We start from the raw sequence: 25,811 nt of genomic DNA on the forward strand, positions 1-25,811 counted from the left end.
GGCCCGGCCTCCGTTTCAGAACACCAGGTGTTCTGCGCGTACAATCATTGACATACCAGAAGTCAGCTGTACACGAACGCCATCTTTGGTGATTTCCAGAACGGTGGCGTCCATTGCGTTATTGCCTGCTTTCACCTTCAGAGCCTGGCCGACGGACAGCACGGTCAGATCTGATACAGGAGTATGACGCTCTTCGCGCGGTGCTTTCGCAACGGCAGGACGCGGCTTACGCTGTTCGGTGCCTTCTTTGCGGCGAACCTGAGGACGCGGCTTACGCTCACGACGGGTGCCGTCTTCCTGCTGACCTGCAGCGGCAGCTGCGGCTTCGCGTTTTTTGGCCTGCTGGCCTGCACGCTGTGCCTGGACGCGAGCTTTTGCTTCTTCGAGCTGCTGACGGGCATGAGCAACGTGCTGCTCTTCCAGTTCGCCGCACGGGTTGCCGTCGAGGTCGACGCGAATCGCCCCTGGCTTAACGCCGTACAGATAGCGCCAGCTCGAAGTATAAAGACGTAAAGCGGCACGAAGCTGGGTTTTGCTGAGATTCATCTCACCCCCAACGCGCTCAACGAGATCCTGAAAAATACCGACTTTCAGGGGGCGAGCTTCACCTTCAGCGCTGAAGCACTGTGGGAAACGTTCGGCCAGAAATGCGATAACTTCTTTACTGCTATTCAACTTAGGTTGATTTTCCATGAAATTTCCTGATTACAACGGACGTAGCCAACAAGCCGCAGGCATGAACAGGCGCCATTATAATGACGCCATCGCTAAATGCTACGTTATCCGTTGATTATCCTGCGACGTGGGTGAATATTTTTTGATAGTCGGTCGCAGAAATGAGTTTTTCCAGCTGCGCTACCAGTTCCGTAAGCCCTTGTTCATCCTCAGCGGTGAAGCGGGCGTACGCGGTGCTGTCGATATCCAGGACGCCAATAATCTGACCGTTCACCCGCAGCGGGAAGACAATCTCCGAATTGCTGGCGGCATCACATGCGATATGCCCGTCAAAGGCGTGAACATCCTCCACGCGCTGCACGCGATTCTGCGAAACGGCAGAACCGCAAACGCCCCGCCCAACCGGAATTCGCACGCAGGCCAGCTTGCCCTGGAAGGGCCCCAGCACCAGCGTATCGCCTTCGAGTAGGTAGAACCCGGCCCAGTTAACCTCGGTCAGCCGCTCAAACAGCAGCGCGCTGGTATTAGAGATCGTGGCCAGAAAACTGGTTTCACCTGCCATTAATGCCTGAAAATCACGGTTCAGATCCGCGTAAAATTCTGTTTTGTTCATTATATAATCACTTAGTTGTCTTACTCTCGTACACCGACTGCCTAATAAAATAAGCATTAAATGCGTTCAGGCTCAAGATGAATTCATTCCTGGGTTAATATAGTGAAATACATTCATTGCCGTACGTAATAAATGCCACTAAAAACACCCCAGATCACGCCAGCGAAAAAGATGACCGTACATGCGGTCGGTTCGCCGCTGCCTCAGGCCCACTATCACCGCTGCCCGCAGTGCGACATTCTGTTTCGCCTGCCGGTGCTTAAGCGCAATCAGAGCGCCTGGTGCCCACGCTGCAGCGCCAAAATACGCGACGGCCGCGACTGGTCGCTTTCGCGCCTTGGCAGTATGGCGATCGCCATGATGCTGCTGATGCCTTTCGCCTGGATGGAGCCTTTACTGCGTTTGCACCTGCTCGGCGTGCGTATCGACGCTAACGTATTACAGGGCATCTGGCAAATGACCGACCAGGGGGATCCGCTGACGGCGGCGATGGTGCTATTTTGCGCCATTGGCGCGCCGGCCCTGCTGGTTATCTCCATCGCCTATCTTTGGCTAGGCAACGTGCTGGGGATGAACCTGCGCCCGGTGCTGCTGATGCTGGAGCGGCTTAAAGAGTGGGTGATGCTTGATATCTACCTGGTGGGCATCGGCGTGGCCTCGATCAAGGTCCAGGATTACGCGTTCCTGCAGCCCGGCGTCGGGCTTATCGCCTTTGTGTCATTGACGCTGCTCAGCATCCTCACGCTCATTCACATGAACGTCGAAGAGCTGTGGGAGCGATTCTATCCCGAACGCCCGGCGCTGCGCCCGGACCCGAATCTACAGGTGTGCACCGGCTGCCACTACACCGGGCACCGCGACTCCCGCGGACGCTGCCGTCGCTGCCATACGCCGCTACGCCACCGTCGGCCGCAGAGCCTGCAGAAGAGCTGGGCGGCGCTGATTGCCTCGGTGATGTTCCTGCTCCCCGCCAACCTGCTGCCGATCTCGATTATCTACGTTAACGGCGCGCGCCAGGACGATACGATCCTCTCCGGGATTATGTCGCTGGCCAACAGCAACGTCGCCATTGCCGGCGTGGTGTTTATCGCCAGTATTCTGGTGCCGTTTACCAAAGTTATTGTGTTGTTTACGCTGCTGGTCAGCATACAATTCAGGTGCGAACAGGGACTGCGCACCCGCATCCTGCTGCTGCGGCTGATTACCTGGATTGGCCGCTGGTCGATGCTCGATCTTTTCGTTATCTCATTAACCATGTCGCTGATAAACCGCGATCAACTCCTCGCTTTTACGATGGGGCCTGCTGCGGTATATTTCGGCGCCGCGGTAATATTAACTATCCTTGCTGTTGAATGGCTGGACAGCCGCTTACTTTGGGACGCACATGAGTCAGGAAACGCCCGCTTCGCCGACTGAAGCCAAAATTAAAACCAAACGTCGCATCTCGCCATTCTGGCTGCTGCCGGTCATCGCGCTGATGATCGCCATCTGGCTGATCTGGACCAGCTATAGCGATCGCGGGACGACGATCACTATCGACTTTCAGTCGGCTAACGGGATTGTCCCCGGACGCACGCCTATCCGCTATCAGGGGGTAGAAGTGGGCACGGTGCAGAATATCTCGCTGAGTAAAGACCTGAGCAAGATAGAGGTTTCGGCCAGCGTCAAAAGCGATATGAAAGACGCCCTGCGCAAGGACACGCAGTTCTGGCTGGTCACGCCGAAAGCCTCCCTGGCTGGCGTTTCCGGCCTTGATGCGCTGGTCGGCGGGAACTATATCGGCATGATGCCGGGTCGGGGCGAACCTGAGGACCACTTTGTCGCCCTCGATACCCAGCCGAAATACCGTATCAACAACGGCGAGCTGATGATTCATCTCCACGCCGCGGATCTCGGCTCGCTGACCAGCGGGTCGCTGGTCTATTTCCGCAAAATTCCCGTTGGCCGGGTTTACGACTATGCGCTCAACGATAACAACCAGGGCGTCACCATTGACGTGCTGATCGAGCGCCGCTTTACCAATCTGGTCAAAAAAGGCACCCGCTTCTGGAACGTTTCCGGCGTCAAGGCCGACGTCGGAATTAGCGGCGCTAAAGTGGAGCTGGAAAGCCTTTCGGCCCTGGTTAACGGGGCGATTGCCTTCGATTCCCCCGACGATTCCAAAGTCGCTCAGCAAAACGATGAATACGGGCTTTACGAAGATTTGGCCCACAGCCAGCGCGGCGTACTGGTGACGCTCGATTTACCCGACGGCGCGGGGCTGAAAGCCGGCTCTACGCCGCTGATGTACCAGGGTCTCGAGGTCGGACAGCTGACTAAGCTCAACCTCCAGCCGGGGAGTAAAGTCACCGGCGAGATGACCGTCGATCCCAGCGTCGTAACCCTGCTGCGCGATAAGACGCTTATTCAGATGAAAAAGCCGAAAATTTCGCTGGATAACCCAAGCCTCAGCGCCCTGCTGACCGGCAATACCTTTGAGCTGGTTCCGGGAGAGGGAGAGGCGCGCAGCCACTTCGTGGTGCTGCCGGCGGATAAATCGCTGCTGGAGGAGCCCAACGTCGCCGCCATCACGCTGACGGCAGCGGAGAGCTTCGGCATTGACGCCGGACAGCCGCTGGTGCTGCACGGCGTGAAAATCGGCCAGGTGCTGGAGCGCAGGCTGACGGCGAAAGGCGTCACCTTCCAGGTGGCCATTACGCCGGAATATCGCGATCTGGTGCACGGAGACAGTAAATTTGTGGTTAACAGCCGCCTCGACGTTAAGGTTGGCCTCGACGGCATTAAGGTGCTTGGTGCCAGCGCCAGCGAATGGGTTGACGGCGGTATCCGCATTATTCCAGGCGCCAAAGGGGCGATTCAGTCCAGCTATCCGCTGTATGCCAATATGGAAAAAGCGCAGGAGAATAGCCTGAGCGACGTCCCGACCACCACCCTGAGCCTCACGGCGGAAACGCTGCCGGATGTGCAGGAAGGCTCGGTGGTGCTCTACCGCAAGTTTGCCGTTGGCGAGGTGACCTCCGTCAGGCCGCGCAGCGACGCGTTTGATATCGATCTGCACATTCAGCCAGAATATCGTCATCTGCTCACCGGCAATAGCGTGTTCTGGGCGGAAGGCGGCGCGAAGGTCCAGCTCGACGGCAACGGCCTGACCGTGCAGGCCTCGCCGCTGGCTCGCGCCCTTAAAGGGGCGATCAGCTTTGACGATCTGAGCGGCACCAGCGCCCGGGCACGCAGCGGTAATAAACGTATTCTGTATGCTTCAGAGACCGCCGCCCGCGCGGTGGGCGGGCAGATAACCCTGCACGCCTTCGATGCGGGAAAACTCTCCTCCGGCATGCCTATCCGCTACCTGGGGATTAACATCGGCCAGATCCAATCGCTGAACCTGATCACCGCCAAAAACGAAGTGCAGGCGAAAGCCGTGCTCTACCCGGAGTACGTGGATACCTTCGCCCGCGGAGGCACCCGATTCTCGGTGATCACCCCGCAAATTTCCGCGGCGGGCGTCGAGCACCTGGATACCATCTTCCAGCCGTATATCAACGTTGAGCCAGGTCGGGGCACGCCGCGCCGCGACTTCGAAATCCAGGAAACGACCATTAGCGACTCGCGCTATATCGACGGCCTGAGCATCGTGGTTGAGGTTCCGGAAGCCGGTTCGCTGGATATCGGCACGCCGGTGCTGTTCCGCGGCCTCGAGGTGGGGACGGTCACCGGGCTGACGCTGGGATCGCTGTCGGACCGCGTAATGGTCAAACTGCGGATCAGCAAGCGTTACCAGTATCTGGTGCGTAACAACTCGGTGTTCTGGCTCTCTTCCGGCTACAACCTCGACTTTGGCCTGATTGGCGGAGTGGTGAAAACCGGGACCTTCAATCAGTTCATTCGCGGCGGCATCTCCTTTGCCACCCCGCCGGGCACGCCGCTGGCGCCAAAAGCGCAGGATGATAAACACTTCCTGCTGCTGGAGAGCGAACCGAAAGAGTGGCGCGAATGGGGCACCGCCCTGCCGCGCTAGCCCGCAGGTTGTTGGAGCTCAGCCGCCGCCCCGACGCCTGAGCTCCGCGCTGGCTGAACGCTCCGGTGTCCGATGCCGGAGCGTTTATGGTAAACTGCGCACCCTTTTTTCTTGTGGTGCGCTCCAGTGGCTCAAAACGCTGTCTTTTTTCCTGACGAATTCCTCGCTCAAATGCGTGCGGCAATGCCGACACATCTCTCTTTCGATGATTTTATTGCCGCCTGCCAACGTCCGCTACGCCGCAGCATCCGCGTTAACACGCTGAAAACCAGCGTAGGCGACTTTCTACAGCTGGTCGCCCCCTACGGCTGGCAGCTTACGCCGGTGCCGTGGTGCGCAGAGGGATTTTGGATAGAGCGCGAGGACGAGGAGTCCCTGCCGTTAGGCAGCACCGCCGAGCATCTCAGCGGACTCTTCTATATTCAGGAAGCCAGCTCAATGCTGCCGGTGGCCGCCCTGTTTGCCGATGGCGATATGCCGCAGCGGGTGATGGATGTCGCCGCCGCGCCGGGGTCAAAAACCACGCAAATCGCCGCCAGGATGGGGAATAAAGGCGGGATCCTCGCCAACGAATATTCCGCCAGCCGGGTCAAGGTCCTGCATGCCAATATCAGCCGCTGCGGAATAAGCAACGTTGCGCTAACGCATTTCGATGGCCGGGTATTTGGCGCCGCGCTGCCGGAGAGCTTCGATGCGATCCTGCTCGACGCCCCCTGCTCCGGTGAAGGCGTGGTGCGCAAGGATCCCGAGGCCTTGAAAAACTGGTCCCCGGAAAGCAACCAGCAGATCGCGGCAACCCAGCGCGAGCTTATCGATAGCGCCTTTCACGCCCTGCAACCGGGCGGTACGCTGGTGTACTCAACCTGCACCCTGAACCGCGAAGAAAATGAGGACGTGGTGCAGTGGCTGCTGGCGCGCTATCCGCAGGCGGTGGAGACGCTGCCTCTCGGCTCGCTCTTCCCCCAGGCCAGCGAGGCCCTGACGGCGGAGGGCTTTCTTCACGTCTTCCCGCAGATTTATGACTGCGAGGGCTTCTTCGTTGCCCGTCTGCGTAAAACCGCCGCCGTTGAACCGCTGCCGGCGCCGGGCTACAAGGTGGGTAAGTTTCCGTTTATCCCGATGAAGCACCGGGAAAGCGCCGCCGTGTCGGACGCCGCGGCGGCCGTGGGTCTGCGCTGGGATGAGAGCCATACCCTCTGGCAGCGCGATAAGGAAATTTGGCTGTTCCCGCAGGCCATGGAAGCGTTTATTGGCAGGATCCGCTTTTCGCGAATTGGCATCCGGCTGGCGGAAACGCACAACAAGGGCTTCCGCTGGCAGCACGAGGCGGTCATCGCCCTTGCCGCATCCGGGACGCCTTTTGCGCTGACGGAGAGTGAGGCCGAAGAGTGGTATCGCGGCCGCGATATTTACCCGCAAACCCCGCCGCAGCAGGACGAAGCGATCGTCACTTACCAGGGCGCAACCCTCGGCCTGGCGAAAAAAGTGGGTTCACGCCTGAAGAACAGCTATCCCCGAGAGCTGGTGCGTGACGGGAAGCTATTTGCCGGCAAGGTGTGATTGAGCGCAAAAAAACAGCACTTTTTCACTGGCTATTTGCGCCCCATTGTCTACGCTGAAAAATGGCGGCCTTAACTGGTCGTACCACAATTCAGCAGACAAACGGGGTGAATTTATGAGTAAAACAAACATACGCATCGGCGCGTTTGAGATAGACGACGCCGAACTGCACGCTGAACAGCAGGGGGAGCGAACGTTAAGCATTCCCTGCAAATCCGATCCGGATTTGTGTATGCAGCTCGACGGTTGGGATGCTGACACCAGCGTTCCGGCCATTCTCGATGGCCGACATTCCGTTCTCTACCGTAAGCACTACGATCAACAATCTGACGCCTGGGTCATGCGCGTAGCCTGACTCAAAAAGAACCCGTCGCCTGAGACGGGTTATTTACCCCCCGCACTCGCTAAACTCCCCTATACTTATTAGCATGTTAACCTGAACATGTGGCCAGGATGTTTGCCTTAGTTTTGTTCATTTGTTACCTGGACGGCGGCTGCGAGGATATTGTCGTGGATGTTTACGACGACGAACGACGCTGCGTGGTCGCGATGGACGATCAGCGGATCCGCCAGGGCGGCTGCTTTCCGGTAGAAGACTTTATCGACGGCTTCTGGCGCCCCGCCAGCGAATACAGCGATTTCTAGCCTGCCTGCTGCAGCTGCACGAGGGTCAGCTCGCCGCCAAAGACGGCTCCGGTATCAATATAGTGCTGGTTATCGCCGTCGTAGCGCTGCCTGAGCGGCGTATGGCCAAACCAGAAATGATCGGCACCGCCAATCGCCCCGTGTCGCCCGGCCAGATGGTCCGTCAGGCGCTGACGGTTCCACAGGACCTGGGTAGCATCCACCGGCTGCTGCCAGCGATAGCACGCCGCCGGATAGTCCGCGTGGGCAATAACGTGGGTCTGCGAGCCGGCGCGGAGCTCAATAATCAACGGCAGCCGACGACAGCGGGCAAAGAGCGGCGCCATCTGCCGCCGCGCCTGCGACGAACTCTCCTGATACCAGCGCCCGCCGTTGAGCATCCACAGCGCCATCTTCCCGCTCTCCTGCGCCTCCAGCGCCATCTGCTCGTGGTTGCCCCGCACCGCGCGAAACCAGCGACGATCAAGGAGGCCCAGCGTTGCCGCGCTTTGCGGCCCGCGATCGATCAGATCGCCCACGGAGATAAGCAGATCCTGGTACGGGTCAAACCTGAGCAGCCGCAGCTTTGCCGCCAGCAGCGCAAGGCAGCCGTGCAGGTCTCCGACGAGCCAAATATTACGCCAGACTGAACCATCAAGATGCTGATACATATTGATCCTCCTGCCACAATTATAGCGAACTATTTCTCCTGTTCTCCTCCCTGAAACACACTTCAATAAAATTTAAACGAAACGGAAATATAGTCCGCCAGGGCATTAATCTCGCGCCTGACTCTCATTAAAATAGAAGCTAAATAACGCCGAGGTATTCATCGTGACGGACAATAGCCTGCATTCAGCTTACATACTACAGCCACACACAAATCTAATTACCGATCTGGTGATGGGCAGACTTATTCCCGCGCCAATCTGGCAAAAGCGTAATTACCGGCTTAAGTTCCTGCTGCGAACCGCATTATTTTATACGCCAACCCGGACCATGCTGGATAATCTCGCGGCGCGACCCAACTTCAGCCAGCTGCTCGCCGCTCAGGTGACGCTGCCGGGAAAAGTTCATCGTCAGTACCTGAGGCGCGGGCTCAACGCCGGCCAGCGCGCCGCGGCGATCGTCAGCCACTATCAGTATATTGATACCTTACCCGCCGGCCGGCTGGGTGCCGCCATGACCGCGGTGCAGGAGATGCCGCTGCTGGAGCTGCGGGGCAAAGATGACGCCCGGTTTACGCTGTCGGCCTCCTCTGCCGGGAAAGCCGAGCGCGAAGGCGAAACCACGCTTTGGCTGCGCGACGGGAACCAGACGCTGCTGGCCAGCGCGACGTTTAGCGTGGTGCGCGACCAGGAGCAGTGGCAGCTGACCATCGGCGGGCTGCAGGGGCCGCGGCGCAACGTCCCGCACGAGGTGATCAAACAGGCTACCCGCGCCTGCTACGGCCTGTTTCCTAAGCGCCTGCTGCTGGAGTTTATCTGGGCGCTGGCGGCGCAAAGCAATATCCAGGCAATTTATGGCGTGAGCGATAACGGCCACGTTTTCAGAGCATTGCGCTATCGCTTAAGTAAAGGACGCCACTTCCACGCCAGCTATGACGAGTTCTGGAAGTCTATTGAGGGCGAGGCCGACGGCGCGTGGCGCTGGCGTTTACCGCTGCGCCTTGAGCGCAAGTCTTTGGACGAGATTGCCAGCAAAAAACGGGCTGAGTATCGCCGCCGCTTCCAGCTGCTCGACGATCTGAATGCCGAGGTTATCGCCCTCACCGCCGGCTCCCGGCAGGCGTAGCTTGCCAATAAATAAACGCCGTTTTCGCAACGGCGTTTGCATCTTATCCTGCGGTTTCGTTACTATCATCACTTCTTCGTTTCCGTTCAGGTAGCCATTGAAGTTATGAGTAAAGCAGAAGCAGTGCTGTTGGCTATCGTCCTGATTATTTTGACGGCTTCCCTGTGGTTTATTTTCAGCGGCGAAATCTGGTCCCTCGTCAGTTATCTGGAAACGCGGCTATATCCCTCTTTAGTCGCTCCGGAATAACCCCTCTTTATTTACACACGCTATATGCGCGTTTTTTCTCACATCCTCATTTTTTCGCGGCATAACAGCGCATAAATAAGAAAAATCATGACGGTTTTACTCCGCCACCGGCCGATTAATTCACCCGGTCAATTTACGCTCCGCTGACTGCGCAGGTATCTGATGTTTGCGCCGAAGCGGATACGCTCTTCCCTCGTTGAATCATCCGTTTAGAATTGATCCTCGTCGTACATCCCCGTATCTGTAACCTCACTTTTGTCCAGATTTTTTGTTCTGAACTTTGCACCAGATGCAGATTTTTAAAAATATTCACAATTCTCACTAGCCGCAATACGTTAACAATCAAAACAAAAAACCAACAATTAGCGCATTAAGCAAATCATAAAACCATTAAAATCAAAAAATACAGAATAAAAAATCAGTAATAACAAAAAAAATCAGCCATTCACATAAAATTACACTTATTCATGGGAAGTGGTTATACGTTAAAAAAATAGGACGGTTCTCATTGAACGATCGGCAAGGTTTCTCGTTGTGCTTCGATTTCTCTCAGCGGCTTTCAAATTAAAAAGAGGTTCACCATGAACGTCAAAACGATTACAGGCAGCGTATTAGGTGGCTTATTCGGCGCTATGGTTGTGGCTCATTCGGCGCTTGCCGCGGACCCGTTAGAAACCGGAACCTTGACCGGCCAGGTGGGAGTGCAGTTGACCATCGGCGCAGGCTGTACGGTAACGAACGGTACTAACGCGGACAGCACCAACAGCTGGGGCACCATTGATTTCGGCTCATATAGCGATCTGAGCTACGCCATCGACGCCGGTATGATAGGCAGCGGTGGTAGGAGTGCTATCACCATAAAATGCAGCACCGGCATTAGCCCGAATCTGACGCTCAACGGCGGCGCACACGGCGGTTCCGGCCCCCTGCGCTATATGGAAAATGATGCAGGTACGGCGAAAATCGCTTATCGCCTCTATTCCGATAGCGCTCGCCAAAATCCACTCCTAATGGATACCGCGTTTACGGTAGCCTTGACCGGGGGCGAAAAGGAAATCCCTATTTTCGCGCGCATTCTGCCAACGGATCAGGGTGGGGTAACGGCACCGTCTGCAGGTCTCTATCAGGATATGGTTATTGCCACCCTGACCTGGTAACGGCACGAGGAAACGGACGTCATGCTTCGAACGGAGTGGCTAGTCGCATTAATGCTCATGAGCGCAGGCGCTTATGCTGACGTAGCCCAGAAGAACTTTAAGGTCTCGGCACAAATTACGACGGGCTGCCTGTTAGGCAGCGGCGGCGGTGCGCCAGCAGCGGATTTCGGCACGCTGAGCTTCGGGTCGATGTCTTCTCTTTACAATAACGTCGATGTTGCCAGCTCCGCAGGGGCTGGCTCTATCGTCGTGGCCTGCACGCCGGGCATGGCCGTCTCTATTGCGCTCGACTACGGCGTCAACGGCGGCTCAGCCACGCAGCGTTACATGGTAAACGGCAGCGGTAATACCCTTGCCTATCAGCTCTTCCAGGACATCAACCGCTCCAGCGTTTGGGGGACGAACGCCCTGGCATACAGCGTTGCCTCATTTCCGAACACCACACAAACCTATACGGTTTATGGCCGCCTTTTTGCCACGAATGGCTTCCCGGCGCAGGGTTCGTATACCGACACGGTCACGGTCACACTGACATATTAGATAATTAGCAGGTTAAATATGATTCGCAGTAGTGTTGCCCTGTTTTTGCTCACCTCTTCTCTCTTCACCACCGCGCACGCCGCCAGCTCCGTTCTGGTGTGGCCCATTTATCAAACCATCAGCGATAGCGAAAAGGGATCCGAACTTTGGCTGGAAAATCGCGGTACGGGGGCGGTCAACCTGCAGCTGCGGGTTTTCGCCTGGGATCAGAAGGACTCTTCCGATGTCTATGCCGATCAGAGCGAGGTGGTTGCCAGCCCGCCCTTCACCACCGTACAGCCCGGACAGCGCCAGCTGGTGCGCCTGATGCGTATCGCTCCCGTCTCTGCCGGCAGGGAAAAATCGTATCGTATTGTGATAGATGAAGTCCCCTCCAGCCAGCCGGCGGTGCAAACCGATAAAAGCTCCGCAGGGCTGAAAATGCGCATGCGCTACGTGCTGCCGCTATTTACCTATGGACAAGGCCTCGCACCGCTGAAGCTAGAAAGCCCCGTCGAGCCGGTAAGGGCCACCCTGAGCTGGACGCTTTCCAGCCAGCAGGGTCGCCGGGCGCTGTGCATTAAGAATGCGGGCAACCAGCACGCGAGGCTAAGCAACGTCTATTGGGCGAAAGCCGCCGGTAAGGCGGAGGTCACCCAGACGGAGGGGCTGCTCGGCTACGTTCTGGCCCAGCGCAGCGTCTGCTTCCCGCTGGCAGGAAAAGCGGCGGTATCGCCAGGCCTGCGCCTGTTTGCCAGATTGACCGACAATAGTCAGGCGGTGGAGATTTCGCCATCCCGTTGATTATGAGGCTTCTGGCATGGACCGCAGCAGGTGGGCTGCTGGCGTTAACATCGGCAGCCGGCCTGGCAGCAACCTACGATAGCTTACCGGCGCCGATGGCTTCTTTTAGCCCGAAGCGGGAGTATGTGCTGTATCTGGGCATCTCCGTGAACGGCAACACGCCGGCCGGCACGGTTCCGGTAAAAGTTATTGACGATCGCTATTGGGTCCCGGCCTCCGTCCTGCGGCAGGCCCATATTCCGCTAGCGGAAGGCGAAGCGCTGGTCGACGTTTCCCTTATTCCTTCGGTACAGGTCGAGTACGATCGGGCCGGTCAGCTGCTCAGGCTCAAGGTTCCCGAGAGCTGGCTACCGGAACAGCGCATTGATAATACGACCGGGCAGAATTACTACCCGCCGCTCAGCACCCCTGGCCTGCTCTTTAACTATGACTCCTATAGCCTCGCCTCCTCCGACGGCAGCAAAACCACCAGCACGTCGACGGAAACGCGCTTTTTCGGCGCCGCAGGCACCTTTTCCAACTTCGCCGTGATACGGCAGAACTGGACTTCAGGAGACGACGAACAGCAGGGCTATATCCGCTACGACTCGCTGTGGAAATATAGCGATACCGAGCGAATGCTGAGCTACCAGGCCGGGGACGTGGTCAGCGACGCGTTAACCTGGAGTAGCTCCGTCCGCCTTGGCGGCCTGCGCTTTAGCCGTAACTTCAGCGTTCGCCCGGACCTGGTCACCTACCCGCTGCTCAACCTTTCCGGCAGCGCGGAGGTCCCATCGAGCGTCGATCTCTTTATCAACGGCTATAAGACGAGCTCAACCCAAATTAACGGCGGACCCTATACCCTGACGAACGTGCCCTACATCAGCGGGGCGGGTGAAGCCACGGTGGTAACCACCGATGCGCTGGGTCGCCAGGTCACAACCAGCGTCCCCTTTTACGTCTCTAACACCCTGCTGCGCAAAGGCCTCAGCGATTTTGACTTCTCCATCGGCGCGCTGCGCAATAACTACGGGATCAAGAATGCCGACTATGGCGCGGGCGCCGTCAGCGCCATATATCGTTACGGCGTGAGCAACTGGCTGACGCTATCAACGCACACCGAGGATCGCGAGGGGCTAACCAACGCGGGCTTCGGCAGCGATATTAGCGTCGGGACGTTAGGCACCCTGAGCCTCTCCGCCAGCGCCAGCCAGGGCGAAGGCAAAGGTAACCAGTTGACCTCAGGCTACTCCTACTACAGCAGCGCCTGGGGGATCAACTATCAGCATATTCAGCGTAGCGCTAACTTCGACAACCTCAGCAGCTATCGCTCAACCGCCACCCTTAGCCGCCAGTCGGATCAGGCGACGCTGAGCTTAAGCCCGTGGGGTCGGCTGCTGGGCTCGTTCAGCCTCGGCTACTTCGATATTCAGGCGCAGGATAGCAGCCGCACGCGCCTGATGAACCTGTCATGGAGCCGGAGCCTGTGGAAAAACAGCAGCATGAATATCAGCGTTAACCGGGATCTGCAGGCCAACACATACTCCAGCATGCTGCAGCTTATTGTTCCCTTTGACGCCCTGGGTACCGTGCAAACCAGCGGCCAGCGCTCAAGCTCCGGCGAGTGGGGGCAAAACGTTGCCTACAGCCGCTCCGCTCCCGTTGAGGGCGGAGTCGGCTGGAATATCGCTCACTCGATCAGCGGTGATGATTACGGCCAGGCCGACGTGACGTGGATAAATAGTCGGGCAACGCTGAGCGGCGGCTATTTCGGATCGCGCGACGATCGCCACGGCTGGCTTGAGGCCGCAGGTTCGGCGATCGTGATGGATAACAGCCTGTTTTTCGCCCGCCGTATTAACGACGCGTTTATCCTGGTCTCGACCGGCGGCTACCCTGGCGTCGCGGTGAACTATGAAAACCGCAAAGTTGGCACCACCGATAAGAGTGGTCACCTTCTTATTCCATGGGCCACGGCGTGGTACCCGGGCAAAGTGACGCTGGACACTCTGCCCCTGCCGACCGATACCGAAGTCGCGCTGGTCGAACAGCGTATCGCCGTGCGTGAGGCCAGCGGTGCGCTGGTGGAGTTCCCGGTTCGTCGGGTTCGCTCGGCAACGATCGTCCTTGTCGATGGCGCAGGCCAGCCTTTAGCGCTCGGTACCCCGATTGAGGAAACCACCAGCCGTCAGGCCAGCGTGGTGGGATACGACGGGATCGTCTGGCTTTCACACCTGAATCGGGAGAATAAGCTGGTCGTCAGCGCCGGCAACGGGGAGTGCGTTGTGCACTTCAAACTACCTGAACAAACGCCGGTCCCGCAGCGGGTGGGGCCGATAAGCTGCAAATGAACAACCCGGAGACGATGTTGAAACGCATCCTTATTTTATGCACCCTGCTGTTTTTATTAAGCCCGCTTGCCCGGGCGGATATCAGCTGTTCATTTCAGCTCACCAGCGCGGCAAGCTTTGGTTCAGTAGACTCCTTTACCCTTGCGAATACGCCGCAGACGGTAAAGTCGGCATCCGGATTTGCCTGTTCCGGCAGCGCGCTGTCGCTGCTCAGCACCAATACCATTAGCGCTAAAATCGTCTCATCGGATCATCCAAATGGCTCTATTCCGCAGATGATGAGCGCCAGCGGCACCGATTTTGTGCCCTACACCCTCTGCTCAGATAACACCTGCTCCGAGATTTACCCCATCGGCTATACCAAAACCTGGAGCATCACCTCGCTTATCGGGCTGCTGGGGCTGTTCAACGCCAGCGATGGTTCGCTGCCCATTTTTCTGAAAATCCCCGCCGGGCTCAATATGCCCGCGGGAACCTATACCGACAATATCAACATCCTGTGGGATTACAGGATTTGCGTCTCCGGCATCATTTCGTGCAACTACGCCACCGGCCATCAGCAGGTGGTGCTTAACGTTACGCTGAAGGTGACCAACTACTGCTTCCTCGACAGCGCGCCGGACGTGGCCTTTGCGCCCGCCTCCCTTCCCTCCAGCTTTGCCAACCTGAGCGGCAAATTCTCCGTACGCTGTACGAAGAACGCCGCCTATACCGTTAACCTCACCAGCACCAATCCCGTCAGCGACGGCTGGCGCCAGCTGATGGCGACGATTAACCAGACCAGCTACGGGCTGCAGTATCAGTTTTACCAGCCTTCCGGCAGCGCGTGGACTCAGACCAATAACCTTAGCGTTAGCGGCACCGGCGTATCTCAGGACGTAAACTACACCCTAAAAATAAATCCGGCTCAAACCAGCAAGCCGGCCGGGACCTACAGCGATACCGTCACCGTGACCGTCTCGTGGTGAACGCTTACGCCGCGTTTTTCTGTAAAGGAAATGTGAATGCGTTTTTTGTTGTGGTATAAGGGGAAAAGGTCGCGTCGGGAAATGAGGGATCGTCTCGGGCCTTCCTGGATAATTGCTTGAAAGATAAAGATAAAAAGAGACCGAACACGATTCCTGTATTCGGTCCAGGGAAATGGCTCTTGGGAGAGAGCCGTGCGCTAAAAGTTGGCATTAATGCAGGCTAAGTCGCCTTGCCTTATAAGAATAGTTTACCGCGTCAGGTTTTCCAGTCCGCAACAAAAGTGGGCCAATAATTCCCGGTAAAATCGCGGAAACGCATAAAAAAACCGCCGTTCCTGTCGCAGGAATACGGCGGTTTTTTCATTTTAATACAGTCAGATAGTTCCAAAAATCAGCAGAGTTTTTGCGCTCGCTCGATAAAGGGCGCCAGGCTCATTTTTTGCCCCGGATGCTGGGGATCATCGACCTGGATCACAGAAATCGGCTGACCGCTGGTTTTACCGGCCTTAACCTGCTCGATAGCAATATCATTTAACGGATACTGCACCAGCGTGCTGGGGTTGATGGCGAACAGCGCATTTCCCGGGCGACAGGTCAGCATCACCTCTTCACGGTTAAACGCCCAGCTCTCCTTACCGACCTCAAAGCGGCTAACGGTAATAACCTGCGGGGCCGCAAGCGCGGCGCCGGAGCTTGCCAGTAACATCAGTGTCAGAACAATTTTTTTCATGATTTAACCAGTTAATTCAATAAGGTTCCCAGGTAGCAAACAGGCTGACGGCCAGCAGCGCCAGCGCCCCCAGCGCCATCTCCACCTGCGTGGTACGCAAAATGAGCCGCTCTGCCCGCGCGTCGTTCAGCGACATTCGAGGTACCAGAACATACCGGTTCACCAGCGCGATTGCCACCATCCCCGCGACCAGAGCACATTTGATCAACAGCATTCTGCCCCACGGCGAAGCGCTGAAAAATCCGCCCTGGATCAGCAGCGTATTCACCACGCCGCTGGCAATGGTGCCAGCCACCGCCAGATGCCCGTAGCGCGAAAAGCGCATCATGGCGCCAATTGCCGCCTGCCGCCAGCGCCCCTGCAGCAGACGCAGGCAGTAGATAAACGGCAGCAGCCCGCCAAACCAGCCGGCGACGCAGAACAGATGCACGGCATGATTGGCGCGCTGCAGCACCCCCAGCCCGCCTTCGCTCATCGCCGCATGGCCCACGCCCGCCAGTAAAAGCAGCTGGCCGCAAAGCAGCACCAGCAGCAGTCGCGCCGAATGGTGCGGCTTAAGCCAGACGACGATAAGCGTCACCCAGGCTAGCAGAATTTGCCATACCCAGACGCTGCCAAATCGCGTGCCGGCGACGGCCTGCCAGATAGCGGGCTGCCAGACATCGGGCCAGCCCTCGCCCATCAGGCCGCCCTGCACCATTAGCATCAGCAGCGCTGAAAGCGCGCTAATCAACAGCAGATGGCGCAGCAGCGGATAAAATCGCTGCATCAGCAGGCGACGCAGCGTCGATGGCGCCCACCACGCGCCGTACAGCACGCAGCCGAAGGCCACCATCAGCGAGCCGAAGTGTACAAACCGTAGGGTGATATAGAGTGACGCGAGCATCGTTTATTTAACGGTAAAGTGGTACTGCCCTTTGGTCTTATGACCGTCGACGGAGACCACGTGCCAGTCAACGGTATAGTCACCCGGCGTTAAGGGCTGCGCCAGCGGGACCACCAGCTGCGCTTTATTATCATTGCTAAGCGCCAGCTTGCCGGTCGCCACCGCGTTTTGCTGAGGGCCGCTAAGCGTCACGCCGCTGAAGCGGGTTTCGATGCCCTCGGAAAAGCTCAGCGTCAGCGCCTGCGGCGAGGCGTTCACCGTCGAGTCCGCGGCGGGAGTTTGCTGCTGCAGGTGCGCGTGGGCCAAAGCTCCAGCGCTGGCCAGCAAACCGGCGAGAAGAGCGGCAGCGCGCAGCGCGCCTGCGGTGAGAATACGCATAATCGTCATTCCTTTTCGTTATGTATGTAGCACAGAGAATAACCCTGTATAATGGCGTAGTCGAGCCATGCGTATCAGTCTTAGGTCACGCTCGGCAAGCTTTCGGCATCATCCAGGAGAAACCCAATGGAAAATAATCTGGCAAAAATCTCGCAGGACGAGATGGACAAGGTCAACGTCGATCTTGCGGCGGCCAGCGTCGCCTTTAAAGAACGTTATAATATGCCGGTGGTCGCCGATTTGGTCGAAAGAGAGCAGCCTGCTCATCTCCGGGACTGGTTCCGCGAACGCCTGATCGCCCATCGACTGGCATCCGTTTCGCTCTCGCGCCTGCCCTATGAACCCAAAACAAAATAATTCAGCCCTCCCGTGGAGACCCGGGTTGGCAAGACCGGCACATTCTATTACGCTGACCCCTTTGACCAGGAGCGCGCTATGCTACGCGTAATCGATACAGAAACCTGCGGACTGCAGGGCGGCATCGTAGAGATCGCCTCTGTCGATATTGTCGATGGCCAGATAACCAATCCGATGAGCCATCTGGTCCGCCCCGATCGCCCTATCAGCCCGCAGGCGATGGCTATTCATCACATCACCGAAGAGATGGTCGCCGACCAGCCGTGGATTGAAGAGATTGTCCCGCACTATTTGGGCAGCCCGTGGTACGTCGCCCACAACGCCAGCTTTGACCGGCGGGTGTTGCCGGAGATGCACGGCGACTGGATTTGCACCATGAAGCTGGCGCGCCGCCTGTGGCCGGGGATTAAATACAGCAACATGGGGCTCTATAAGTCGCGCAAGCTGAACGTCGCCACGCCCGCCGGCCTGCATCACCACCGCGCGCTCTATGACTGCTATATCACCGCTGCGCTGCTGCTTGATATTATCAACGTCTCCGGCTGGTCGCCTGACGATATGGCGACCATTACCGGCCGTCCGGCGCTGTTGACGACCTTTACCTTTGGCAAGTATCGCGGCAAGCCGGTGGCGGAAGTGGCGGAAAACGATCCGGGCTATCTTCGCTGGCTGTTCAACAATCTGGATCGGATGAGCCCCGAGCTGCGCTTAACCCTCAAGCACTATCTCGGGGACTAAGCGCCCCCCTAGACGTCGGCCTGGCCTGGCAGCGTGCCCTGCGCCAGGCCTATCAGAAACGCGTACTCGAGAGCCACGCCCTCATAGCTTTTAAAACGCCCCGATTTCCCGCCGTGCCCTGAGTCCATATCGGTACACAGCAGCAGCAGATTATCGTTCGTCTTCAGCTCACGCAGCTTCGCGACCCATTTTGCCGGCTCCCAGTACTGCACCTGGGAGTCGTGTAGCCCGGTGGTTACCAGCATATGCGGATAGGCCTGAGCCGTAACGTTATCGTAGGGGCTGTAGCCCTTCATATAGCGATAATAGGTCTCATCCTGCGGGTTGCCCCACTCTTCAAACTCCCCGGTCGTTAGCGGAATGGACTCGTCGAGCATGGTGGTGAGCACGTCAACAAAGGGTACCTGCGCCACCACGCCGTGAAACAGCTCCGGGCGCTGGTTGATGGCCACGCCCATTAGCATCCCACCGGCGCTGCCGCCCATACCGTAGCACAGCTGCGGATCGCCGTAGCCCTGCTTGAGCAGCGCATCGCAGACGTCGAGGTAATCATTGAAGGTGTTGTTCTTGCAAAGAAACTTGCCGTCTTCATACCACTGCTGCCCCAGCTCGCCGCCGCCGCGCACGTGGGCGATGGCGAAAACGAAGCCGCGGTCGAGCAGGCTCAGGCGGCTGGCGCTGAAATCCGCATCCTCGCTGGCGCCGTAGGAACCGTAGGCGTAGACCAGCAGCGGGCTGGCGCCGCGGCGGAAATATTCGTGTCGGTAGACCAGCGAGACCGGCACCTCAACGCCGTCGCGGGCCCGGATCCACAGATGCTCGCTGCGGTAATGGCTGGCATCGAAACCTTTAACCTCCTGCTGCTTAAGCACCCGCCGTTCACCGGTATCCATATCGAGCTCAAATAGCGTATCCGGCGTGGTCATCGAGGAGTAGCCGTAGCGTAAGCGCGCGGTTTCCGGCTCCGGATTATAGGCAAGCCAGGTGACGTAGGCCGGGTCATCAAAGGCAATCCCCACCGCTTCCCGGGTCTTACGGTTGATCTGCCGCAGGCTGGTAAGCCCGTGCTGGCGCTCCTCCACCACCAGCCAGTCGGTAAACAGCGTAAAACCTTCCAGCATCACGTCATCGCGCGGCGGGATCAGGGCCTGCCACTGCTGCTCGTCGCGCTGATGCGTAATGTAGAGACCGAAGTTTTTGCCTTCACGATTTGAGCGCAGGTAGAACGCGTGCTGATAGTGATCGAGGCTGTATTCATGATCTTTGCGCCGCGGCAGAAAGCACACCGGCTCGGCGTCGGGCATTTCAGCATTCAGCAGCCGCACTTCGCTGGTGGTCGCGCTGGCAAGATAGATAACCACGAACTGCTGCGAGGTGGTCTTGTGCACGCTGACGTAAAAGGTTTCATCCTGCTCTTCGTACACCAGCACGTCCGCGTCCGTCGGGGTGCCGACGGTATGTCGCCAGACCTGATACGGCAGCAGCGTGGTGGGGTGTTTACGGACATACCACAGGGTGCGTGAATCGTTGCTCCAGGCGAATTCCGGGGAGACGTTCTCCAGCACTTCGGGATACCAGCTGCCGTCGGCGAGGTTGCACAAACGCAGGCTGTACTGCCGCCGGGAGAGGTAATCCTCCGCCAGCGCCATCAGACCGTTGTCCGGAGAGATCCCCAGCCCACCGAGGGTGTAGAACTCGCTTTTCGCCGCGCGCTGGTTGCTATCGAGCAGCAGCTCCCACGGGTCCCACTCCTCTTTCAGCACCGACTGGCGCTGGTAAATGGCGTATTCGCAGCCCGGCTCATAAACCTGACGATAGCGATAGCCATTTTTACTATAAGGCGCGGAGACTTCGCGCTGGGGGATGCGATCGATGATCTCCTTCAGCACCCGGTCCTGCAGGCTGCGCTGGGTCTCCATCACCGCTTTGCCGTAGGCATTCTCCTCGCGCAGATACTCCAGAACCGCCGGCTGCGCGCGGTCGTCATCACGTAGCCAGAAGTAGTTATCAATACGCGTATCGCCATGTAAGGCCATAGCGTGGGGGATCCGTTTCGCTTTTGGTAGCATCTCTTTGTTCTTCTTCGGCTTAATTTATGCGCACAACGTTAATCGACGCGCGTCCGGACGGCAAGACAAGAAATCTTCCCGGCATCAATCGCTCTGTCCGGGGGTTTGAAAACGGCCACGGCGCTGTGACGCCCGGCCGCGGGTGAGATAGTGCCGGAGAGAGGGTCATCCCCGGCCTGCGCGACGTCAGGCTAAGAGATGACTTGTATATAAAGGGTGGCAAAAGTCGCCGGCGATGCAAGCGGAACGTGATGATTTAAGAGGAAAGAGCCTGCTTTTGTGCCTGAATATCCTGTTCGATCTCAGCGCGCACCTCCGCAGGGATCTTCAGCGCTTCGCCCAGGGCGTTGAGGTAGCTGCGCTCCATAAAGTGGTCAATATCAATCACCGCACAGCTCAGATAGTAGACCTCGAGCGCGTCCTGCTCGCTGCTGATACCCTGCGCCAGCCGCTGCGGATCGAGGGGCTGAGTCAATGCGCGATCGATAAGCACCCGCCCCTGCACGTCGATATTGGCCGCGCGCAGCTGCTCTTCGATGCTCGCGCGTTCGTTTTCATCAATATGCCCGTCGCTTTTGGCGGCAAAAACCAGCGCCTGGATCAGCCGCTCGCTGCGGGCATCAGGCTCAGGTGACGCCGGAACCTGCCCGGCCGGCTCCGGCTGCGGCGAAGCGGCGCGCATCTTCTGCTGATACTTGTTCCACAGCACGCTTCCTGCCACCGCGCCGCCGCCAACCAGCAGCGCGCTGGTGCCGTATTTCGCCAGCAGTTTACGCGACGATTTGCTGGCGACCAGCAGTCCCGCCAGGCCGCCCAGCGCGCCGGGCAGCAGCAGATTTTTACCGCCAGAGCGATCGTCAGATGAAGAAGTTTGCCCCTGCTGACCCAGCAGAGACTGAAGTTGGTTAAGCCAGTTAGCCATGATTTCCTCGTTGCACAATAGGCGGTGTCATCAGCCTAAACGACGCGATGTCAGGAAATGTTATCCATGGCTAAAGATGCGCAAATTCCGGGTGGCTCAGGCCGCTTTCACCTTGCGCGGTTTGGGCGCCGCTTTTTCCGCCGCGCCGTCGTCCGCTCCGGCGCTGATGGCGTCATCGCTGGCGTCAGACGACGCCTGCTCTTCGTCATCCCCCTGCCCGGCGGCGTGCTCTTCCGCTTCGGGGAGTTTTCCGGACTTCATAATGTGATGTAAGGTGTCTTTGCGCTCCGCCAGCCACATCGCCATCTCATCACGCTGGGCTTCGTCAAGCGTCAGCGGGCAGTCTACCAGCCAGTCGTTAAGGACCTCGGCAAGATCGAGCATTTTGTCGTAAGCATCGGCCTCTTTTTTGCTGGTAAAAGACATTTTTTCCTCACCTTCGCGAATCACCACATATTTGATTTCAACCGCCATTGTGCAGCCCCTTTTTTATACTGTGTTTATATACAGTATAGCAAATTTAGGGCCAGGACTCAACTCACGCGCATAAAGACAGACGCAAACGTTTTCGTTTATACTACGGCGCATGTTTTTTACTGCGGAAGAGAGTCATGACTGTATTAGGCACAGCGCTGCGCCCTGCGGCGACGCGAGTTATGCTGTTAGGTTCCGGCGAGCTGGGTAAGGAAGTCGCCATCGAGTGTCAACGTCTGGGCATTGAGACCATCGCCGTCGATCGCTACCCTGACGCGCCGGCCATGCAGGTCGCGCACCGTTCGCATGTCGTCAACATGCTGCACGGCGATGCCCTGCGCGCCTTAATTGAACAAGAAAAACCCGACTTTATCGTGCCGGAAATTGAAGCCATCGCCACCGATACCCTGGTTGAACTGGAGCAGTGCGGGCAAAAAGTCGTTCCCACCGCGCGCGCCGCAAAGCTGACCATGAACCGCGAAGGCATTCGCCGCCTGGCCGCTGAAGAGCTGCAGCTTCCAACCTCGGCCTATCGTTTTGCCGACAGTGAAGCCGCCTTTCGCGACGCGGTAAGCGAAATTGGCCTGCCGTGTATCGTCAAGCCGGTGATGAGCTCCTCCGGCAAAGGACAAAGCTTTATCCGCCGTCATGAACAGCTGGCCGAAGCGTGGCAGTACGCCCAGCAGGGCGGCCGCGCCGGCGCCGGTCGCGTTATTGTCGAAGGCGTGGTGAACTTCGATTTTGAAATCACCCTGCTCACCGTCAGCGCGGTCGACGGCGTGCACTTCTGCGCCCCGGTCGGCCACCGTCAGGAAGACGGCGACTATCGCGAATCCTGGCAACCTCAGCAGATGAGCGAGCTGGCGCTGGCCCGCGCGCAGGAAATTGCCCGCAACGTGGTGCTGGCGCTCGGCGGTTACGGCCTGTTCGGCGTCGAGCTGTTCGTGTGCGGCGATGAGGTGATTTTTAGCGAAGTCTCGCCGCGTCCGCACGATACCGGAATGGTGACGCTCATTTCGCAGGATCTGTCGGAGTTCGCCCTCCACGTCCGCGCCTTCCTCGGCCTGCCTGTGGGGGCGATTCGCCAGTATGGCCCGGCGGCTTCGGCGGTGATTCTGCCGCAGCTCACCAGTCAAAACGTCACCTTCGGCAACCTTCAGGCCGCGGTCGGCGCGGGCCTGCAGGTGCGCCTGTTCGCTAAGCCAGAAATTGACGGTTCCCGTCGTCTGGGCGTCACGCTGGCGGTAGCGGAGAGCGTCGATGAAGCGGTGGCGCGCGCCAAAGCCGCGGCGTCAGCGGTGGTGGTTGAGGGATAAAAAAACCCGGTAGCGTTGCCGCTTACCGGGTCAGAACTGAGGCGCGGAAATTACTTCGCGCCTTCTACCGCTTCACGAGCCAGAGTGGTGATGCGGTCGTAATCGCCTGCTTCCAGCGCATCCGCCGGTACCAGCCATGAACCGCCGATACACAGGACGCTGTTCAGCGCCAGGTAGTCGCGGTAGTTAGCCGGAGAGATCCCGCCGGTCGGGCAGAAACGAATGTGGGCGAACGGACCGCCAATCGCCTGCAGCGCCTTCACGCCGCCGTTGGCTTCAGCCGGGAAGAATTTAAACTCTTTCAGGCCGTACTGCATGCCCAGCATCAGCTCGGATACGGTGCTGATACCCGGGATCAGCGGAATCGTCCCCTCTTCAGTTGCCGCCTTGAGCAGAGAATCTGTCAGGCCCGGGCTGATCGCAAACTGTGCTCCCGCCTCGGTCACTTCTTTCAGCTGAGCCGCGTTAGTTACGGTACCGGCGCCGACAATCGCGTCCGGGACTTCTTTAGCGATAGCGCGGATGGCATCCAGCGCGCATTCGGTGCGCAGGGTCACTTCCAGTACGCGTACGCCGCCTGCAACCAGCGCTTTTGCCATCGGCACGGCGTGTTCCAGCTTTTTCACCACGATCACCGGGACAACCGGGCCGGAGGTGAGGATTGCTTCTGCAGTTGTTTTCCAGTTTTTCATCAGAGTTTCTCTCTCGCCAGATCTACAAATTGTATGGTCTTAAAAAGTGATGCAGGTTGCGCCCTGTTCGGCTCCGGAGAGTTTCTCACGCAGCGCAGAGAACATTTCACGACCGGTCCCGACTCGCGAACCGCTCAGGTCAGGAATATGCGGCTGCCGCGCGGCCAGTTCGGCATCGTCCACCAGCAGCGTCAGCTCGCCGGTCTGGCCGTTGACGCGAATGATATCGCCATCGCGGACCTTCGCCAGCAGCCCGCCGTCGTAAGCTTCAGGCGTGACGTGGATGGCTGACGGAACTTTGCCTGATGCGCCAGAGAGTCGCCCATCGGTGACTAGCGCTATTTTGAAACGGCGGTCCAATAATACACCAAGTGGCGGCATAAGTTTATGTAATTCTGGCATGCCGTTCGCTTTTGGCCCCTGATGGCGAACCACCACCACGCAATCTTTGTCCAGCATCCCGGCTTCAAAAGCGGGCAGCACGTCGTGCTGGCTCTCAAAAATAACCGCCGGCGCTTCGATAACCTGGTTTTCCACCGGCACCGCCGAGGTTTTCATCACCGCACGGCCGAGGTTGCCGCTCAGGACTTTGGTGCCGCCGTGGCGAGAAAACGGCTTGTCGAAGGTTGCGATAACCTGGTCGTCAAGCGGCGCGCTTGCCCCTTCACGCCAGTCCAGTTCGCCGTTGTTCAGCCATGGCTCCATGGTGTAATGCGACAGCCCAAAGCCGGCCACGGTGTTGACATCTTCGTGCAGCAGCCCGCCTTTCAGCAGCTCGCGGATCAGCACCGGCACGCCGCCTGCTGCCTGGAAGTGGTTGATATCCGCCGGACCGTTCGGGTAGAGGCGCGCCAGCAGCGGCACCACGTCCGACAGTTCGGAGAAGTCATCCCAGTTGATGATGATGCCCGCGGCGCGCGCCATGGCTACCAGGTGCATCGTATGGTTGGTTGAGCCGCCGGTCGCCAGCAGCGCCACGATGCCGTTAACCACCACTTTCTCGTCGAACATTTTGCCCAGCGGCATCCACTCGTTGCCGTTGCCGGTCAGGCGGGTGACCTGACGCGCGGCGGCGACGGTCAGCGCTTCGCGCAGTTCAGCATCCGGATGCACGAACGAAGAGCCCGGGAGCTGCATGCCCATAAACTCCACCACCATCTGGTTGGTGTTAGCCGTGCCGTAGAACGTACAGGTGCCCGGCGCGTGGTAAGAGGCGGCTTCCGACTCCAGCAGCGCCATTCGATCGACCTTACCTTCAGCGTACAGCTGGCGAATACGCACCTTCTCTTTATTCGCCAGACCGCTGGCCATCGGGCCAGACGGAATGAATACGGACGGCAGATGGCCAAAGGAGAGCGCGGCCATCGTCAGGCCGGGGACGATTTTATCGCAGACGCCAAGATACAGCGCGCCGTCGAACATATTGTGCGACAGGCCGATGGCCGCAGACATGGCGATCACTTCGCGGCTCAGCAGCGAGAGCTCCATTCCGTCCTGCCCCTGGGTGACCCCGTCGCACATCGCCGGCACGCCGCCGGCAACCTGGCCAACCGCGTTCACCGAATGCAGCGCCCTGCGGATGATATTGGGATAGGACTCGTAGGGCTGATGCGCGGACAGCATGTCGTTATAGGAGGTGATGATGGCAATATTGTTACGCAGCATGCTCTTCAGCGAGGCTTTATCATCCGACTGACAGGCAGCAAAACCGTGGGCCAGATTACCGCACGCCAGCTGGGCGCGATGGACGGTATCCGTTTTGGCCTGGTTAATCCGTGCGAGGTAGGCAGCACGGGTATCGCGCGACCGTTCGATAATGCGATTTGTTACCCGTAACATTGTCGAATTCATAAAGGCTCCTAAAAATTTATCTGTCCGGCTGCGGCATTTTTACGATATCAGAAGATGTAAAAGGCACCAATGCTGCAGCTCAGAGGC

At 58.3% G+C, this 25,811-nt stretch carries 26 protein-coding genes; 15 read left to right on the plus strand and 11 right to left on the minus strand.

Going from position 1 to position 25,811, the window contains the following annotated elements; all coding sequences use genetic code 11:
- Positions 1–15: 15 nt before the first annotated feature.
- Positions 16–693, minus strand: coding sequence for an RNA chaperone ProQ (proQ, locus tag EDF75_RS08430; protein WP_041146207.1), 678 nt, complete (start codon positions 691–693; stop codon positions 16–18).
- A 97-nt stretch (positions 694–790) separates the two neighbouring features.
- Positions 791–1,288 (minus strand): GAF domain-containing protein, encoded by a 498-nt coding sequence (locus EDF75_RS08435; RefSeq protein WP_133598485.1) that lies wholly within the window; start codon positions 1,286–1,288, stop codon positions 791–793.
- Positions 1,289–1,420: 132 nt separating this feature from the next.
- Between EDF75_RS08435 and yebS the strand changes: the two genes are divergently transcribed.
- From yebS to EDF75_RS08460, 5 genes are all read left to right on the plus strand, one after another.
- Positions 1,421–2,704 carry a membrane integrity lipid transport subunit YebS gene (gene yebS, locus EDF75_RS08440; protein WP_133598487.1) on the plus strand — a complete coding sequence of 428 codons (1,284 nt, stop codon included), beginning with the start codon at positions 1,421–1,423 and terminating at the stop codon, positions 2,702–2,704.
- Positions 2,673–5,306: a PqiB family protein gene (locus EDF75_RS08445; protein ID WP_133598489.1), complete on the plus strand. Its 2,634-nt coding sequence runs from the start codon at positions 2,673–2,675 to the stop codon at positions 5,304–5,306. The genes yebS and EDF75_RS08445 overlap by 32 nt, the downstream gene beginning before the upstream one ends.
- Before the next feature lie 126 nt (positions 5,307–5,432).
- Positions 5,433–6,866, plus strand: coding sequence for a 16S rRNA (cytosine(1407)-C(5))-methyltransferase RsmF (gene rsmF / locus EDF75_RS08450; RefSeq protein ID WP_133598491.1), 1,434 nt, complete (start codon positions 5,433–5,435; stop codon positions 6,864–6,866).
- Positions 6,867–6,981: 115 nt separating this feature from the next.
- The gene (locus tag EDF75_RS08455; protein WP_045859185.1) at positions 6,982–7,221 is read left to right on the plus strand and encodes a YebV family protein; all 240 of its coding nucleotides are present in this window, start codon (positions 6,982–6,984) and stop codon (positions 7,219–7,221) included.
- A gap of 98 nt (positions 7,222–7,319) precedes the next feature.
- Positions 7,320–7,511 carry a YdfD/YebW family protein gene (locus tag EDF75_RS08460; protein ID WP_133598493.1) on the plus strand — a complete coding sequence of 64 codons (192 nt, stop codon included), beginning with the start codon at positions 7,320–7,322 and terminating at the stop codon, positions 7,509–7,511.
- Here EDF75_RS08460 and pphA read toward each other — a convergent pair.
- Positions 7,508–8,161 carry a protein-serine/threonine phosphatase gene (gene pphA / locus EDF75_RS08465; protein WP_133598495.1) on the minus strand — a complete coding sequence of 218 codons (654 nt, stop codon included), beginning with the start codon at positions 8,159–8,161 and terminating at the stop codon, positions 7,508–7,510. The genes EDF75_RS08460 and pphA overlap by 4 nt on opposite strands.
- A gap of 163 nt (positions 8,162–8,324) precedes the next feature.
- Here pphA and EDF75_RS08470 point away from each other — a divergent pair, with 163 nt between their 5' ends.
- The 7 genes from EDF75_RS08470 (at position 8,325) to EDF75_RS08495 (ending at position 15,311) form a co-directional block, all read left to right on the plus strand.
- Positions 8,325–9,284 (plus strand): VirK/YbjX family protein, encoded by a 960-nt coding sequence (locus EDF75_RS08470; RefSeq protein WP_133598497.1) that lies wholly within the window; start codon positions 8,325–8,327, stop codon positions 9,282–9,284.
- A 105-nt stretch (positions 9,285–9,389) separates the two neighbouring features.
- Positions 9,390–9,533, plus strand: coding sequence for an Ecr family regulatory small membrane protein (locus EDF75_RS27055; RefSeq protein ID WP_148070661.1), 144 nt, complete (start codon positions 9,390–9,392; stop codon positions 9,531–9,533).
- 581 nt (positions 9,534–10,114) lie between these two features.
- On the plus strand, positions 10,115–10,690 hold the full coding sequence (locus EDF75_RS08475; protein ID WP_133598499.1) for a Csu type fimbrial protein: 576 nt from the start codon (positions 10,115–10,117) through the stop codon (positions 10,688–10,690).
- Between the two features lie 21 nt (positions 10,691–10,711).
- Positions 10,712–11,230, plus strand: coding sequence for a Csu type fimbrial protein (locus EDF75_RS08480; RefSeq protein WP_133598501.1), 519 nt, complete (start codon positions 10,712–10,714; stop codon positions 11,228–11,230).
- 18 nt (positions 11,231–11,248) lie between these two features.
- Entirely contained in the window at positions 11,249–12,013 is a 765-nt protein-coding gene (locus EDF75_RS08485; RefSeq protein ID WP_133598504.1) for a fimbrial biogenesis chaperone, read from the plus strand.
- Between the two features lie 2 nt (positions 12,014–12,015).
- Positions 12,016–14,343: a fimbria/pilus outer membrane usher protein gene (locus EDF75_RS08490; protein WP_133599416.1), complete on the plus strand. Its 2,328-nt coding sequence runs from the start codon at positions 12,016–12,018 to the stop codon at positions 14,341–14,343.
- A gap of 14 nt (positions 14,344–14,357) precedes the next feature.
- Positions 14,358–15,311, plus strand: coding sequence for a Csu type fimbrial protein (locus tag EDF75_RS08495; protein ID WP_243733521.1), 954 nt, complete (start codon positions 14,358–14,360; stop codon positions 15,309–15,311).
- Between the two features lie 391 nt (positions 15,312–15,702).
- Here EDF75_RS08495 and EDF75_RS08500 read toward each other — a convergent pair whose 3' ends face one another.
- From EDF75_RS08500 to yobA, 3 genes are read right to left on the minus strand one after another with little or no spacing between them, the layout of a single operon-like run.
- A complete protein-coding gene (locus EDF75_RS08500; RefSeq protein ID WP_166646149.1) occupies positions 15,703–16,041 on the minus strand; it encodes a YebY family protein in 339 nt (112 codons plus the stop codon).
- Positions 16,042–16,057: 16 nt separating this feature from the next.
- Positions 16,058–16,927 (minus strand): copper homeostasis membrane protein CopD, encoded by an 870-nt coding sequence (gene copD, locus EDF75_RS08505; protein WP_133598507.1) that lies wholly within the window; start codon positions 16,925–16,927, stop codon positions 16,058–16,060.
- A gap of 3 nt (positions 16,928–16,930) precedes the next feature.
- Positions 16,931–17,305, minus strand: coding sequence for a CopC domain-containing protein YobA (gene yobA / locus EDF75_RS08510; protein ID WP_133598509.1), 375 nt, complete (start codon positions 17,303–17,305; stop codon positions 16,931–16,933).
- Between the two features lie 126 nt (positions 17,306–17,431).
- Here yobA and EDF75_RS08515 point away from each other — a divergent pair, with 126 nt between their 5' ends.
- Both EDF75_RS08515 and exoX read left to right on the plus strand, forming a co-directional pair.
- Entirely contained in the window at positions 17,432–17,662 is a 231-nt protein-coding gene (locus tag EDF75_RS08515; RefSeq protein ID WP_133598511.1) for a DNA polymerase III subunit theta, read from the plus strand.
- A gap of 78 nt (positions 17,663–17,740) precedes the next feature.
- Positions 17,741–18,400, plus strand: coding sequence for an exodeoxyribonuclease X (exoX, locus tag EDF75_RS08520; RefSeq protein WP_041146220.1), 660 nt, complete (start codon positions 17,741–17,743; stop codon positions 18,398–18,400).
- Between the two features lie 8 nt (positions 18,401–18,408).
- Here the strand turns inward: exoX and ptrB are convergent, their stop codons facing one another.
- The 3 genes from ptrB to EDF75_RS08535 all read right to left on the minus strand — a co-directional run bounded on the left by ptrB (position 18,409) and on the right by EDF75_RS08535 (position 21,865).
- Positions 18,409–20,469 (minus strand): oligopeptidase B, encoded by a 2,061-nt coding sequence (ptrB, locus tag EDF75_RS08525; RefSeq protein ID WP_133598513.1) that lies wholly within the window; start codon positions 20,467–20,469, stop codon positions 18,409–18,411.
- Positions 20,470–20,725: 256 nt separating this feature from the next.
- On the minus strand, positions 20,726–21,391 hold the full coding sequence (locus EDF75_RS08530; protein ID WP_133598515.1) for a tellurite resistance TerB family protein: 666 nt from the start codon (positions 21,389–21,391) through the stop codon (positions 20,726–20,728).
- A 96-nt stretch (positions 21,392–21,487) separates the two neighbouring features.
- Positions 21,488–21,865 carry a YebG family protein gene (locus EDF75_RS08535; RefSeq protein WP_133598517.1) on the minus strand — a complete coding sequence of 126 codons (378 nt, stop codon included), beginning with the start codon at positions 21,863–21,865 and terminating at the stop codon, positions 21,488–21,490.
- A gap of 137 nt (positions 21,866–22,002) precedes the next feature.
- Between EDF75_RS08535 and purT the strand changes: the two genes are divergently transcribed.
- Positions 22,003–23,181, plus strand: a complete 1,179-nt coding sequence (purT, locus tag EDF75_RS08540) for a formate-dependent phosphoribosylglycinamide formyltransferase (protein ID WP_133598519.1) — start codon at positions 22,003–22,005, stop codon at positions 23,179–23,181.
- Between the two features lie 50 nt (positions 23,182–23,231).
- On the opposite strand, the gene EDF75_RS08545 is transcribed toward purT, so the two are convergent.
- A complete protein-coding gene (locus EDF75_RS08545; protein WP_041146225.1) occupies positions 23,232–23,873 on the minus strand; it encodes a bifunctional 4-hydroxy-2-oxoglutarate aldolase/2-dehydro-3-deoxy-phosphogluconate aldolase in 642 nt (213 codons plus the stop codon).
- A 39-nt stretch (positions 23,874–23,912) separates the two neighbouring features.
- Positions 23,913–25,724, minus strand: a complete 1,812-nt coding sequence (gene edd, locus EDF75_RS08550) for a phosphogluconate dehydratase (RefSeq protein ID WP_133598521.1) — start codon at positions 25,722–25,724, stop codon at positions 23,913–23,915.
- Between the last annotated feature and the right edge of the window lie 87 nt (positions 25,725–25,811).

The sequence above is a fragment of the Klebsiella sp. BIGb0149 genome (assembly GCF_004362605.1).
Taxonomy (GTDB): domain Bacteria; phylum Pseudomonadota; class Gammaproteobacteria; order Enterobacterales; family Enterobacteriaceae; genus Klebsiella; species Klebsiella terrigena.

Bases quoted from the DNA above. Each gene is read 5' to 3' on its own strand.
- EDF75_RS08455 (WP_045859185.1), top strand. From the start codon at position 6,982: ATGAGTAAAACAAACATACGCATCGGCGCGTTTGAGATAGACGACGCC.
- EDF75_RS08500 (WP_166646149.1), bottom strand. From the start codon at position 16,041: ATGAAAAAAATTGTTCTGACACTGATGTTACTGGCAAGCTCCGGCGCC.
- EDF75_RS08485 (WP_133598504.1), top strand. From the start codon at position 11,249: ATGATTCGCAGTAGTGTTGCCCTGTTTTTGCTCACCTCTTCTCTCTTC.
- EDF75_RS08445 (WP_133598489.1), top strand. From the start codon at position 2,673: ATGAGTCAGGAAACGCCCGCTTCGCCGACTGAAGCCAAAATTAAAACC.
- ptrB (WP_133598513.1), bottom strand. From the start codon at position 20,469: ATGCTACCAAAAGCGAAACGGATCCCCCACGCTATGGCCTTACATGGC.
- EDF75_RS08435 (WP_133598485.1), bottom strand. From the start codon at position 1,288: ATGAACAAAACAGAATTTTACGCGGATCTGAACCGTGATTTTCAGGCA.
- EDF75_RS08490 (WP_133599416.1), top strand. From the start codon at position 12,016: ATGAGGCTTCTGGCATGGACCGCAGCAGGTGGGCTGCTGGCGTTAACA.
- exoX (WP_041146220.1), top strand. From the start codon at position 17,741: ATGCTACGCGTAATCGATACAGAAACCTGCGGACTGCAGGGCGGCATC.
- EDF75_RS08495 (WP_243733521.1), top strand. From the start codon at position 14,358: ATGTTGAAACGCATCCTTATTTTATGCACCCTGCTGTTTTTATTAAGC.
- EDF75_RS08460 (WP_133598493.1), top strand. From the start codon at position 7,320: ATGTTTGCCTTAGTTTTGTTCATTTGTTACCTGGACGGCGGCTGCGAG.
- EDF75_RS08545 (WP_041146225.1), bottom strand. From the start codon at position 23,873: ATGAAAAACTGGAAAACAACTGCAGAAGCAATCCTCACCTCCGGCCCG.
- purT (WP_133598519.1), top strand. From the start codon at position 22,003: ATGACTGTATTAGGCACAGCGCTGCGCCCTGCGGCGACGCGAGTTATG.
- EDF75_RS08515 (WP_133598511.1), top strand. From the start codon at position 17,432: ATGGAAAATAATCTGGCAAAAATCTCGCAGGACGAGATGGACAAGGTC.
- copD (WP_133598507.1), bottom strand. From the start codon at position 16,927: ATGCTCGCGTCACTCTATATCACCCTACGGTTTGTACACTTCGGCTCG.
- proQ (WP_041146207.1), bottom strand. From the start codon at position 693: ATGGAAAATCAACCTAAGTTGAATAGCAGTAAAGAAGTTATCGCATTT.
- EDF75_RS08535 (WP_133598517.1), bottom strand. From the start codon at position 21,865: ATGGCGGTTGAAATCAAATATGTGGTGATTCGCGAAGGTGAGGAAAAA.
- yobA (WP_133598509.1), bottom strand. From the start codon at position 17,305: ATGCGTATTCTCACCGCAGGCGCGCTGCGCGCTGCCGCTCTTCTCGCC.
- EDF75_RS08475 (WP_133598499.1), top strand. From the start codon at position 10,115: ATGAACGTCAAAACGATTACAGGCAGCGTATTAGGTGGCTTATTCGGC.
- pphA (WP_133598495.1), bottom strand. From the start codon at position 8,161: ATGTATCAGCATCTTGATGGTTCAGTCTGGCGTAATATTTGGCTCGTC.
- EDF75_RS08530 (WP_133598515.1), bottom strand. From the start codon at position 21,391: ATGGCTAACTGGCTTAACCAACTTCAGTCTCTGCTGGGTCAGCAGGGG.
- EDF75_RS27055 (WP_148070661.1), top strand. From the start codon at position 9,390: ATGAGTAAAGCAGAAGCAGTGCTGTTGGCTATCGTCCTGATTATTTTG.
- edd (WP_133598521.1), bottom strand. From the start codon at position 25,724: ATGAATTCGACAATGTTACGGGTAACAAATCGCATTATCGAACGGTCG.
- EDF75_RS08480 (WP_133598501.1), top strand. From the start codon at position 10,712: ATGCTTCGAACGGAGTGGCTAGTCGCATTAATGCTCATGAGCGCAGGC.
- yebS (WP_133598487.1), top strand. From the start codon at position 1,421: ATGCCACTAAAAACACCCCAGATCACGCCAGCGAAAAAGATGACCGTA.